General features: G+C 66.8%; 11 protein-coding genes. 3 read left to right on the top strand and 8 right to left on the bottom strand.

Going from position 1 to position 12303, the window contains the following annotated elements:
* Nucleotides 1-26 precede the first annotated feature (26 nt).
* Genes pilQ through pilM form a run of 4 tightly spaced genes read right to left on the bottom strand, consistent with a single transcriptional unit; the run spans nucleotide 27 to nucleotide 4202 of the window.
* A complete protein-coding gene (gene pilQ / locus JMY28_RS31945; protein ID WP_201699890.1) occupies nucleotides 27-1652 on the bottom strand; it encodes a type IV pilus secretin PilQ in 1626 nt (541 codons plus the stop codon).
* Complete coding sequence (locus tag JMY28_RS31940) at nucleotides 1649-2539, bottom strand: hypothetical protein (protein WP_201699889.1); 891 nt, start codon at nucleotides 2537-2539, stop codon at nucleotides 1649-1651. The genes pilQ and JMY28_RS31940 overlap by 4 nt, the downstream gene beginning before the upstream one ends.
* Nucleotides 2536-3225: a PilN domain-containing protein gene (locus JMY28_RS31935; RefSeq protein ID WP_201699888.1), complete on the bottom strand. Its 690-nt coding sequence runs from the start codon at nucleotides 3223-3225 to the stop codon at nucleotides 2536-2538. Before JMY28_RS31935 ends, JMY28_RS31940 begins: the two co-directional genes overlap by 4 nt.
* Nucleotides 3222-4202: a type IV pilus biogenesis protein PilM gene (pilM, locus tag JMY28_RS31930; RefSeq protein ID WP_201699887.1), complete on the bottom strand. Its 981-nt coding sequence runs from the start codon at nucleotides 4200-4202 to the stop codon at nucleotides 3222-3224. Before pilM ends, JMY28_RS31935 begins: the two co-directional genes overlap by 4 nt.
* A 288-nt stretch (nucleotides 4203-4490) precedes the next feature.
* Between pilM and JMY28_RS31925 the strand changes: the two genes are divergently transcribed.
* The gene (locus JMY28_RS31925) at nucleotides 4491-6935 is read left to right on the top strand and encodes a penicillin-binding protein 1A (RefSeq protein WP_201699886.1); all 2445 of its coding nucleotides are present in this window, start codon (nucleotides 4491-4493) and stop codon (nucleotides 6933-6935) included.
* An 86-nt stretch (nucleotides 6936-7021) separates the two neighbouring features.
* Here the strand turns inward: JMY28_RS31925 and cyaY are convergent, their stop codons facing one another.
* Entirely contained in the window at nucleotides 7022-7339 is a 318-nt protein-coding gene (gene cyaY / locus JMY28_RS31920; protein ID WP_201699885.1) for an iron donor protein CyaY, read from the bottom strand.
* A 35-nt stretch (nucleotides 7340-7374) separates the two neighbouring features.
* Between cyaY and lptM the strand changes: the two genes are divergently transcribed.
* Entirely contained in the window at nucleotides 7375-7725 is a 351-nt protein-coding gene (gene lptM / locus JMY28_RS31915; protein WP_201699884.1) for an LPS translocon maturation chaperone LptM, read from the top strand.
* A gap of 9 nt (nucleotides 7726-7734) precedes the next feature.
* Nucleotides 7735-9006, top strand: coding sequence for a diaminopimelate decarboxylase (lysA, locus tag JMY28_RS31910; RefSeq protein ID WP_201699883.1), 1272 nt, complete (start codon nucleotides 7735-7737; stop codon nucleotides 9004-9006).
* A gap of 77 nt (nucleotides 9007-9083) precedes the next feature.
* On the opposite strand, the gene msrQ is transcribed toward lysA, so the two are convergent.
* From msrQ to ccsB, 3 genes are all read right to left on the bottom strand, one after another.
* Complete coding sequence (gene msrQ / locus JMY28_RS31905; protein WP_201699882.1) at nucleotides 9084-9815, bottom strand: protein-methionine-sulfoxide reductase heme-binding subunit MsrQ; 732 nt, start codon at nucleotides 9813-9815, stop codon at nucleotides 9084-9086.
* 12 nt (nucleotides 9816-9827) lie between these two features.
* Complete coding sequence (gene msrP / locus JMY28_RS31900) at nucleotides 9828-10829, bottom strand: protein-methionine-sulfoxide reductase catalytic subunit MsrP (RefSeq protein ID WP_201699881.1); 1002 nt, start codon at nucleotides 10827-10829, stop codon at nucleotides 9828-9830.
* Between the two features lie 206 nt (nucleotides 10830-11035).
* Nucleotides 11036-12280 carry a c-type cytochrome biogenesis protein CcsB gene (ccsB, locus tag JMY28_RS31895; RefSeq protein WP_201699880.1) on the bottom strand — a complete coding sequence of 415 codons (1245 nt, stop codon included), beginning with the start codon at nucleotides 12278-12280 and terminating at the stop codon, nucleotides 11036-11038.
* Between the last annotated feature and the right edge of the window lie 23 nt (nucleotides 12281-12303).

The raw sequence follows: 12303 nt of genomic DNA, 5'->3' as shown, positions 1-12303 counted from the left end.
CGACTGGTTCGCCCGACGAATGAGGGTCAATTCGACTCCACGATACGCGGCGTGATGAACACCACCAGCTCACTGCGCTGATCCCGGTGCGCGCGATGCGAAAAAAGCGCGCCCAGAACCGGTATTTTGCCCAGGAGTGGCACCCGCGTCACATCATCGCGGTCATCCGTCGCGTCAATACCGCCGATCGAGACCGTGCCGCCGTCCTCGATTTCCACGCGTGTCTGCACGTGTTTGGTGTTGATCGCAGGCCCGGCGGCCGTTTGCTCGCCGACACTGTCCTTTGCCACGTCGAGGTCGAGAATCACGTGGCCATCGGGTGTGATCTGCGGCTCGACTTCAAGTTTCAGGCTTGCGCGCCGAAACTGCACACCCGATACGCCCTGCCCGACCTTGGCCTGATATGGCAGCTCCGTGCCCTGCTCGACGACGGCCTTCGTGCGGTCGGCGGTGACAACGCGCGGACTCGACACCACACGCCCGCGCCCTTCGGCTTCAAGAGCACTCAACTGGATGTCGAGCAGACGCGTGGCGTGCGCGGCCAGCAGTGTGAGGCCGAGGCCTGCGGCCTCGAAGCCGGACATCGGGCCTGCCGCGAGGTCGTAGACCGTGCCGTCCGCTCCCGTGGTCAGGCCGCGGGCCGTCGTGCCGTCCACACTCACCGCCGTCACGCCAAGACGCACGCCCAGCTCGCGTGAGAGCCCCTCGTCGCCCTCGACGATGCGCGCTTCGATCAACACCTGGCGCGCCGGCGCATCGAGCCGCCGCACCAACTCGCCGATCTGGTCGAGTCTCGCCGGCAGGTCGGTGACGAACAGGAGGTTCGTGCGCGCGTCCGCCACCGCCGTGCCGCGCTTCGACAGTGCGCGCTGTGTGCCCGAGCCCGTCAGGAACCGGCGCAAATCCTCGGCGCGCGCGTAATGCAACTCGAACGAGCGGCTTGCGAGCGGCTCCAGCTCCGCTGCCCGGGCGTGCGCCTCGTAACGCTGCCGCTCGCGGGCTGCCACCTCCGCGGCGGGCGCGACCCAGATCACGTCGCCGATGCGCGACATCGCAAGGCCGTTTGCCTCCAGCAGCAGGTCGAACGCGGTGCGCCACGACACACGGTCGAGACGCAGCGTCACCTGGCCTCGCACACGTTCGCTCGCGACGATATTGAGCTTCGTGAACTGGGCGAACGCGTGCAGAACGGCGGTGAGCTCGGCGCGCTGGAAATTGAGCGTGATCGGCCGGTCAGGCGGCAATCCGTCGTTTGCCGCCGCGGCGTCGCCAAGGCGCAGCGGCGCGCGCATGGGTACGGGCGGGCCCTCAAGCGGCGCGGCCGCTGGCGCGTCGTTAGCGGGTTCGCGCGAAGGTTGGGCGACAGACGGCGTCACGCCCGGGGCGCCGTCCGCGTTTGTTGGCGAGCCGTCTTCGGACGTGGCTTCGGGCGCAGGAGCATCAGCGCCTCCCGTGAACGGATTGGCGATCCACTGTGTTGCTGCGGGCTCGACCGCCCCGTCGGGTAGCGGCGGCGCTTCGTAGCGCGCGAGCGCCACCGGCGAACGCGCCCATACGGGTTGCGGCAACGGCACCGCGGCCCATGCAGCACACTCGGCAACGCTCACCATCAAGGCGCCGAGGACACGAACGCCCCACTTGAGCGCGCTCATTTCACTGCCTCCGCCCAGCCGAGCGCGCGCGTCGTCCCGCCTGCCGCGACGACGACCCGCGCCGGGCCGATTTCCAGAACGCGAGCGTCGCCGATCGCCTCGCCCGCCCGCGCAGTCACAACGCCTTCGGGTGTTTCCATGAGCGCGACGATGCGCTGCCGATCCTGGAGGATGCCGGCCAGGCGCCAGCCGTCTTCCGCCCTCCCAGCCGCCGCCCCGTGGGCGAAGGGATCGCGAGCCGCCGCTGCGGGTGACGCCGCTTCAGAAGACGCCACCGCCAGCGGCACAGCAGGAAGCGCATCGTACACACGCAACGTCGCCAAGACCGACAACCCAGTTCCCGTGCGCGCGATGGCCAGCTCGGATGGCGTCGTGAGTACCGGCTCGCGCGCCAGCCCTTCGAGCAGTCCGCGCAGTTGCGCGAAGCTGCCTTGTGCCACCAGCTTGATCGACCGGAACGCCTCGGTTTGCGCGCCGCCCGTGGCGCCTGGCTCGAGCGCATGCAGCACGAGGCCCGATTGAGCGGCGAGTTGCGAGATGTGGCGAATGTCGTCGGCGGAATTGCCAGCACTGGGAGCGGCCGAAGGTACCTGCGCTGCGGCTGCGCGCAGCGCAGGTAGGCCCGCCAGGACTTGCCGGGCGTCGCCGTACCGCTTTTGAGCATCTTCCAGCGCGGTGCGCGCTGCATGCATGCCTAGCGGATCCCCGACGATGCAAGCGCCGCTCGCCGTGGCGCAGGCGAGCACTGCAATCGCCAGCGCGACAGCCAGTCGGCGACGCGCGTTCCACGCATGAAGCGGCGACCATCCACGCAACGTGTTGCCCGCGCCCGCCTGAGCCGAAACACGCCCGTGCTCCTGTCCCCCGTGCACAGACATCGTGCTCATGTCGCCTCCTTCGCCGCGGCGCCGCTCGATGCTCGCGCCGCCTCGCGCGCTCGCGGAGCGCCGGCCCGCGCCACGGCGCTCGCGCCTTGCCAGACGAGATGCGCGGCCACGCGAATCGGCTCGCTGTCGGAAGCGGTGTCGCGTGCAGCACCAGCGGGCCTGCCGCGTTTGAGCTCGCGCACGCTCACGGCCTCTACACCGGGCAGCGAGCGTAGCCGGCTGAGCCATGCCGCCGCTGCAGATTCGTCCGCCGCGCTCGCCTGCAAATCGGTCTCATCGGCGGACTGCGCGAGCTGCTGCAAGCCGACGCCAGGCGGCACGTCGCTCGCCAACGCGTCTGCGAGGGCGAAAAAGCGCGTCGTAGCCCGCGCGTACTGCCGGGCGTGTTGATCGCCAACGCGCCGCGCTTCGCTTTCGCGCGCAAGGCGCTGGGCCTCGGCGAGCGGTGCGCGCCACTGCGCCAGCGGCCGTTCGAGCGCCTCGCGCCGAGCCTCGAGCGCGCGGCATTCGACGCGCTGCCAAAGCACGACGCCAAGCGCACACACGCACCCGCCAAGCGCCGCGACGCCCCATTCGAGCAGGCGCCGACGACGCAGCCTGCGGATGGCGCGCTGCCGCCACGGCAGCAGATTGAATCCGCCGATGGCTTGGCGCGGAGACACGCGCACGGCGCGCGCGAGCGTCATTCCGCCACCCCGCGCAACGCGAGTCCGAACGCCACCGCGCAAGCCGGGTCGTGCAACAGCGTTGCCGCGAGCGGCCACTCGATATCGGCTAGCGGTCCGCATTCGAAGGGCAGCACCGGCGCGCCCAGCGCGTCGCCAATGTCGGCCAGCGTGAAGTTCACGCCGCGCAACATGGCAAGCTCGCCCGAGACCTGCACGCAGCCGGCCTGCTCACCGTCGACGAGGTCGCGCAGCGCCTCGACGAGATCGGCGTGTTCGAGCGCGGGAAAGCGCATGTGCCGGATGACCGAGTCGTCGACGAGAAACCAGCCGTGCACGCCTTCCGGGCCGACCCAGATCGCCACCCAAGGTTCGTGCGGCGGCAACTCGTACGCCGCCGCGTGCCGCATGGCGCGTAATGCGGCGTGCGCCTCGTCGTCCACGGCGCACAGCGTGACGCCTGCCATCGCCGCGCATTCGATGCGCGCTTCGAGATGCTGGCGCGCCGTCGCCGCGATCATCACCTGCGCTTCGTGGCTGCGTGGCGTGGACGGCAGCACGCTCCAGTCGACCGCCAGCTCACCGCGCTCCATGCCCGCCACACGTTCCGCCTCCGCCAGCACGAGCGGCTCAAGCGCCGCGTGAATGCCGGACTCGTCCATCGCGCCCGCAGGTGCAAGACGCGCGAGCGGCACGGTCGCGATGAGCGTCGCGCTCGTGGGCATCGCCATGGCACAACACAGCGACGCCGCGGCGCTGGCGCGCGGCAACTCGCCAAACACGCTGCGAAGCGCCGCGACGATGGCCGCCCGGTCGACGATCTCCGCGCCCGCCATCGCGTCGCGCGCGAGCGGCGCGCTCGCCAACGATTCGATGCGCACCGGCCCCGCCCCGACGATGCGCTGGCTCAACACCACCAGCGTGACGCCTCGCGCGCCCAGATCCACGCCCGCGGCAAAGCGGCGCGCGCCCAACAACACCGGATTTCCGAAACCCATCGCATCCCTCCCGTACGTCCGCGCGCCGCAAACCGTTCGCAGCGCTTCGATGGAGAGATTGTGCGAATCGGGGCGACGCACGAATACTCGGCCGAACGGCCAACGGTCGACGTAAGCGCTATCCACGCGCGAGGGGCGCGTCTACAGTGCCAATATCAGCAACAGCGTCGGCAACAGCCTCGACAGAAACAACGGGTTGCGTGGTCGCTTGCGCCGTCGATGTAAGCATCTCGAAAGCCCGCGGGCGAGCGGCGGCTATAATCGCGGGACCGTTTTTCTGGTGTTCGTATGCAAGATCAGCTTCCTTCGTCCGTCCCGCCTTCCACGCCGCCCGAGCCGCCCCGGCGGCGCAAGCGCCCGTGGTGGGCCACGCTGCTGATCGCCTTTTGCGGCCTCATTTTCGCGGGCATCGTGTGCGCGGCGCTGGTGCTCGGCTACGCGCTCGTCGTCGCTACGCCCAACCTGCCGTCGCTCGAGGCGCTCACCGACTATCGTCCGAAGGTGCCGCTGCGCATCTACACGCGCGACCACGTATTGATCGGCGAATTCGGCGAGGAGCGGCGCGATGTCGTCCATTTCCAGGACGTGCCCGATAACCTGAAGAAGGCCATTCTGGCCATCGAAGACGCGCGCTTCTACGATCACGGCGGCGTCGATCTCGCCGGCATCGCGCGCGCGGGCTTCGTCGCGCTCACTAACGGCCACGCGACCCAGGGCGCCAGCACGATCACCATGCAGGTGGCGCGTAACTTCTTCCTTTCGAGCGAAAAGACCTACACGCGCAAGATTTACGAGATGCTGCTCGCCTACAAGATCGAGTCGAAGCTCTCAAAGGATCAGATTCTCGAGGTGTACATGAACCAGATCTATCTGGGACAGCGCGCGTATGGCTTCGCGAGCGCCGCGCGCGTGTACTTCGGAAAGGATCTGAAAGATCTCACGCTCGCCGAATGCGCGATGCTGGCAGGACTGCCCAAGGCGCCGTCGGCCTATAACCCCGTCGTCAATCCGAAGCGGGCGAAGGTACGCCAGGAGTACATCCTCCAGCGCATGCTCGAGCTGCACTACATCACCCAGCAGCAATACGACGAGGCAGCGGAGCAACCGCTCGTCGTCAAGGGCGCGGGCAAGGAATTCAGCGTCCACGCCGAGTACGTCGCGGAAATGGTGCGCCAGATGATGTACGCGCAGTACCACGAGGAGGCGTACACGCGCGGGCTGAACGTCGTCACGACCATCGACTCCGCCGACCAGGACGTCGCCTATCGCGCGCTGCGCAAAGGGCTGATGGACTACGAGCGGCGCCACGGCTATCGCGGGCCCGAGGCATTCATCGACTTGCCCACGGATGCCGACGAGCGCGAACAAGCCATCGACGACGCGCTCGTCGAGCACCCCGACAACGGCGAACTCGTTGCGGCAGTCGTGACGGCGGCAAGCCCGAAGGAAGTGCGGGCCACGTTCATGGACGGCAACACCACAAGCATTACTGGCGACGGGCTGCGCTTCGCGCAGTTCGCGCTGAGCGCGCGAGCCCAGCCGTCGCAGAAAATCCGGCCGGGCGCGATCATCCGCGCGGCGCGCAACAACGCAGGCGACTGGTCGATTACGCAGTTACCGCAAATCGAAGGCGCATTCATCTCGATCGTGCCGCAAGACGGCGCGATCCGCGCGCTCGTAGGCGGCTTCGACTTCAACAAGAACAAGTTCAACCACGTCACCCAGGCGTGGCGCCAACCGGGTTCGAGCTTCAAGCCGTTCATCTACTCGGCGTCGCTCGACAAGGGGCTCGGGCCGGCGACCGTCATCAACGACGCGCCGCTCTTCTTCAGCGCCGCCGAAACGGGCGGTCAGCCGTGGGAACCGAAGAATTACGGCGGCGGTTTCGACGGCCCCATGAGCATGCGCACGGCGCTCATGAAGTCGAAGAACCTCGTATCGATCCGCATCCTCAACCACATCGGCACGAAGTACGCACAGCAGTACATCACGCATTTCGGTTTCGACGCCGACCGGCATCCTGCCTACCTGCCGATGGCGCTCGGCGCGGGTCTCGTCACGCCCTTGCAGATGGCCGCCGGCTACTCGGTGTTCGCCAACGGCGGGTATCGCGTGAATCCGTATCTGATCGCCGAGGTCACCGACCAGCGCGGCATGGTGGTCGCCCAGGCGCAGCCGCTCGTGGCTGAGCAGAACGCGCCGCGCGCGATCGATCCGCGCAACGCGTACATCATGAACAGCCTCCTGCAGAGCGTGGCGCAGCGCGGCACGGGCGCGAAGTCGAACGTCCTCAAGCGCACCGACCTGGGCGGCAAGACCGGCACGACCAATGACTCGCGCGACGCGTGGTTCGCGGGCTTCCAGCACACGCTGGCCGCGATCGCGTGGATCGGCTACGACAACCCGCGAAGCCTCGGCGACAAGGAAACGGGCGGCGGCCTCGCGCTCCCGGTGTGGATCGACTATATGCAGAAGGCGCTCAACGGCGTGCCCGAGTACAAGATGGCGATGCCGGACGGCGTCATCACGCTCGGCGACGAGCTCTACTACGCCGACGCCACGCCGGGACACGGCTTCGTCTCGACGGTGGGCATCAGTCAGGCGGCGCTCGAGGCTTCGGCGAGCGGCGCATCGGGCGCGGGTGGCGCCGACTCCGAGGGTGCCGCGCCCACGCCCGAGCACGTGAACGCGAAGGAAAAGGAAGACATCATGAATCTGTTCCGCGGGCACTGAAGCTCGCGGCAACCGAGGCAATGAAAAACGGGCGCCAGCTTTTCAACTGGCGCCCGTCATTTTTTTACGTGCTCGTGCTTGCGCGTTTACGGCTCGAAACGCACCGGCTCGCCCGCCTGCTCCGTCGCGTAGGCCGTGAGCGCCGAGAAAAATTCGGTGCCTGTGCGCGAGTCGCGCCACTCGCCGTCGATGAAGCGATAGTGGAAACCGCCAGCCTTCGCCGCGATCCAGATCTCGCGCATTGGCGGCTGCAGATTCACGATGATCTTCGTACGATTCTCGAATTCGAGCGTCAGAACGTTGCCGCTGCGTTCGAGTTCGATGTCCGCTTCGGCCTCGTCTACGGCCCGCTCCACGGCCGCCAGCACGGCCTCCGCGCGGCTCAGGTAGTCATTGTCTGGCATGCTAAACTCCACCGGTTATTCATTCAGGGACAATTATGCGTGTCATTTCCTGGACGCGCGCAGCGGCCCCCAGCGCATGGACGCCCCGCGCGATTCTAGCGGCTTTTGCGATCAGCGCCGTCGCGCTCGCAGGTTGCGGCCAGCGCGGCGCGCTCTACATGCCCACCGTGCCGCCGCTTCCGCCCAAGCCCAATTTCGAAACCGCTCAGCCGGAAACCGGCACGGCGACGCCTGCCAGCGCGCCCGAATCTGCTTCGGCACCGGTCGGCACGATTCCGGACACCTCGGGCACGCCGCTCTCGTTGTCCCCGGACCCTGAACTCAGCACCACACCCGCGACCACCGGCAGCCCGCAACCGGCTTCCGACGCCACGCCAACCCAGTAAAACGCTCGCATGACCCAGTCCGCTTTTCACCGCGATAACGGCACGCTCTTCGTAGAAGGCGTCTCGGCCGCCGATCTCGCCGCACAGTACGGCACGCCGCTCTATGTGTACTCGCGCGCGGCGCTCACCGCTGCGTGGCACGCTTACGCCGACGCCTGCGCCGGCCGCCGCGCCAAGGTGCACGTCGCAGTCAAAGCGAACAGCAACCTCGCCGTGCTCAACGTGTTCGCGCGCGAAGGCGCGGGCTTCGACATCGTTTCGGCGGGCGAACTCGCCCGCGTGCTCGCTGCAGGCGGCAAAGCGCAGGACGTGGTCTTCTCGGGCGTCGGCAAGACCGCCGGCGAAATGCGTGAAGCGCTCGAAGCAGGCGTGAAGTGCTTCAACGTCGAATCGATTCCCGAACTCGACCGCCTGAACGACGTGGCGCGCAAGCTCGGCAGGAAAGCGCCGGTTTCGCTGCGCGTGAACCCGGACGTCGACCCGAAAACGCATCCGTACATTTCCACCGGCCTGAAGGCGAACAAGTTTGGCGTGGCATTCGAGGAAGCGCGCGCGACTTACCGCGCCGCCGCAGCCATGGCGCACCTGGACGTGGTCGGCATCGACTGCCACATCGGCTCGCAGATCACCGAGATCGCGCCGTATCTCGACGCCATCGACAAGCTGCTCGAACTCGTCGACCAGATCGAAGCCGACGGCGTGAGCATCCGCCACATCGACGTGGGCGGCGGCCTCGGCATCACCTACGACGACGAAACGCCGCCCGACATCGGCGAATTCGTGCGCACGGTGCTCGACCGGATCGAGGCGTATGGCGAGAAAACGGGCAAGACCCGCGAGGTGTACTTCGAGCCGGGCCGCTCGCTCGTGGGCAATGCGGGCATCCTGCTCACCACAGTCGAATTCCTGAAGCCGGGCTCGGAAAAGAACTTCGCGATCGTCGACGCCGCGATGAACGACCTCGCGCGCCCCGCCATGTATGACGCGTATCACGCGATGGAGCCAGTCGTTGCGCGCCAGTCGGCGCCGCAGACGTACGACGTGGTCGGCCCGGTGTGCGAAAGCGGCGACTGGCTGGGCCGCGCACGCTCGCTCTCGATCGAACCGGGCGACGTGCTCGCGATCCGCTCGGCGGGCGCATACGGCTTCGTGATGAGCTCGAACTACAACACGCGTGCGCGCGCGGCTGAAGTAATGGTCGACGGCACGCGCGTGCATCTCGCGCGCGAGCGCGAAAACGTGGCGCAGTTGTTCGCGAGTGAACGCGTGTTGCCGGACTGAGTTTTTCCTCCGCTCGCCCATGCAAAAAAGCGACGCCACAGCGTCGCTTTTTTGTTGTCTCCGAGCAAGAGTGTCGCCTACGCGGCGCCCGCACCCGCACCCGCGCGCGAGGCGCGCCATCGCGCAAGCAGCCACGCACCCACGCGCCAGCCCAGCAGCGCGAACATGATCGCGCCGTAAAGCTTGGGCAGCACGAGGTCGTGTTTGCCCGCCTTCATCCACCAGAAGTGCAGGATCGCCAGCACGCCGATTGCGTAGATGAGCCGATGCAGCGTCTGCCAGCGGCGCCCGAGCCGGCGCGCCATCGCGCGTGTGGAAGTCACAGCGAGCGGAATCAGCAGCACGAACGCCGCGAAACCCACCGTGATGAACGGCCGCTTGCCGACGTCCTTGAACATCGCGGCGACGTCGAACCACTTGTCGAACCAGATGTAGGTCGTGAAATGCAGCGTCGCGTAGAAAAACGCGAAGAGGCCCAGCATGCGTCGAAAGCGGACCAGCGTATTCCAGCGAGTGAGGCGGCGCAGCGGCGTGACAGCAAGGGTGATGCAGAGGAACACCAGCGTCCAGAGCCCCGTGGAACGCGTGATGAACTCAATCGGATTCGCACCGAGCCCATCCGTGAAGCCGAACAGCACGAGGCGTGCGAGCGGATACAACGCCGCGACGAACACGGCCGCCTTCGCCCAAGGCAGCCAGCGCGGTCCCGCCACGCTCGGCACCCCCGCCTTACGCGCAGGACGCGCCTGAACCGCCCCCGCGCGCGCAGTGGCCTGTGGTGTCGTCGTCGATTCCATCTCTCGCTCCATCAAGCTCGTTGCTCAGAAGTTCTTGCGCAGATCCATGCCCTGATACATCGACGCCACGAGGTCGCCGTAGCCGTTGTACATGAGCGTCTTGCGCTTGGGCTGGAAGAAGCCGTCCTCGCCGATGCGCCGCTCCGTGGCCTGGCTCCAGCGCGGGTGATCAACGTTCGGGTTCACGTTCGAATAAAAGCCGTATTCGCTCGGCGCGTACTTGTTCCAGCTCGTGGGCGGCTCGTTCGCGACGAAGCGGATCTTCACAAGCGACTTCGCGCTCTTGAAGCCGTACTTCCACGGCACGATCACACGGACCGGCGCGCCGTTCTGGTTCGGCAGCACCTGGCCGTAGAGGCCCACCGTGAGCAGCGTGAGCGGATTCATCGCCTCGTCCATGCGCAGGCCTTCGGAATACGGCCAGTCGAGGATCGGCTCGGCGAGACCCGGCATTTGCGAGGGGTCGGCGAGCGTGATGAACTGCACGTAACGCGCGTTGCCCGTGGGCTGCGCGCGGCGGATCAGTTCGGACAGCGAAACGCCGATCCACGGCACGACAATTGACCAGCCCTCCACACAGCGGTGACGGTACACGCGCTCTTCGAGCGGCGCGAGCTTGAGAATCTCGTCGATGTCATAGACCTTCGGGTTCTTTACCTCGCCCTCTACGCTCAGCTTCCACGGACGCGGCCGCAGCGTGTGCGCGTTTTGCGCCGGATCGCCCTTGTCCGTGCCGAACTCATAGAAGTTGTTATAGGTCGTGATGTCCTTGTAGGGCGTGATCTTGTCGAGTGCGACGAACTTCGTGTTCGTTTGCGCGGCGAGCTTTTGCGCCTTGGGGTCGCCGGGCGCGTATTCGGCCAGCGCCTGCGCCGCGCCGAACGGCCCCGCAATGCCGCCGAGCGCGAGCGCGCCCGCCGCCCTCAGTACGCGTCGACGCTGTTCGTACACCTTTTGCGGCGTGATCTCACTCGCGGGGATGTCGCCGCCGTTGAGCAAAATCCTGCTGCTCCGCTTGATCCACATATCGCTGCTCCTGCTTCTTGCGTGGCGTGCGCCGCCAGCACATTGATCGTATCTCGCCCCGTCCTGCCGTGCTGTGTACGAAATGGATGGACTGGATGGCCTCAAGCGGGCAAACGCGCAATTCGCAGAAAACTTCCCGGCGGACGAAAAAAAACCGTCGGAGCGCGAGGCATCCGACGGTTAGTTCGTCTTGCGGGCTGATTCGGTTACAGCTTGCCGTAACTGTGCAGGCCCGAAAGGAACATGTTGACGCCGAGGAACGCGAAGGTCGTGACGAGCAGGCCCGTGAGCGCCCACCAGGCCGCCACGCCGCCACGCAGGCCCTTCATGAGCCGCATATGCAGCCAGGCCGCGTAGTTCAGCCACACGATCAGCGCCCAGGTTTCCTTCGGGTCCCAGCTCCAGTAGCCGCCCCAAGCCTGTGCGGCCCACAGCGCCCCGAGAATGGTCGCGATGGTGAAGAACGCGAAACCCACGGCGATCGACTTGTACATGACGTCGTCGAGCACCTCGAGCGCGGGCAGGCGGTCCGCCAGCACGCCGCGCTCCTTCATGATGTACGCCACGCCCACCATGGCCGAAAGCGCGAAGCTGCCGTAGCCGATGAAGTTCGCCGGCACATGGATCTTCATCCACCAGCTTTGCAGTGCGGGCACCAGCGGCTGGATCTGCTGCGCGTCGCGCGAGATCGAGTACCACATCAGGAAGCCCACAGCTGCGCTGATCACGAGCAGCACGAACGCGCCGAGCGCGCGCGTGTTGTAGTGCTTTTCGTAATACAGATAGAAGAGCGCGGTGATGAGGCTGAACAGCACGAACACTTCGTAGAGGTTCGAGATGGGAATGTGGCCGACGTCCGCGCCGATAAGGTAGGACTCGTACCAGCGCACCATCAGGCCGACGAAGCCCATGAGTACCGCCGCCCACGTGAGCTTCGAGCCGATCGAGCCGCCCGAGGGCGAGCGCGAGAGCAAGCCGATCCAGTAGAACAGCGTGGCGAGCACGAACAGCGCGCTCATCCACAGAATGGCCGACTGGCTGGAGAGGAAATACTTGAGGAAGAAGGCAGCGTCGGCGCGCGCGAGGTCGCCCTGGTAGAGCTGGATCGCGAAAAGCGCGAGCACCGCGATGCCTGCCATGAGCAGCCGCGCCGGCTTCCAGCGCCAGCCCAGCACGACGAGCGCCGGCGTCGTGCCGCAGAGCACCAGCTTGTCGTAGTAGTTCATGTGCGCGTGATAGCGCGAGAGCGCGAAGCCCGCGCCCGCCACGAGCGCCAGCGCGAACAGCCAGTCCACCAACGTCAGGCGGCGCAGGAAGGGGCGTTCGTCGAACAGGACGTCGGCGAGAGGATCATGGGCGTTCGCGGCGCCGTGCGCCACGGCGGCATTTGCCACCAGCGCACGTTCGGCGCGGCGGGCCTTCGCGGAGGAGGAAACCTGAGACAAGTCCATGGGCTTACCGGTGTGGATCGTGA

This window comes from Paraburkholderia hiiakae (assembly GCF_904848665.1).
GTDB lineage: Bacteria > Pseudomonadota > Gammaproteobacteria > Burkholderiales > Burkholderiaceae > Paraburkholderia > Paraburkholderia hiiakae.
Note: the sequence above shows the minus strand (reverse complement) of the source record. Positions and strands in the feature narration are given on the sequence as shown.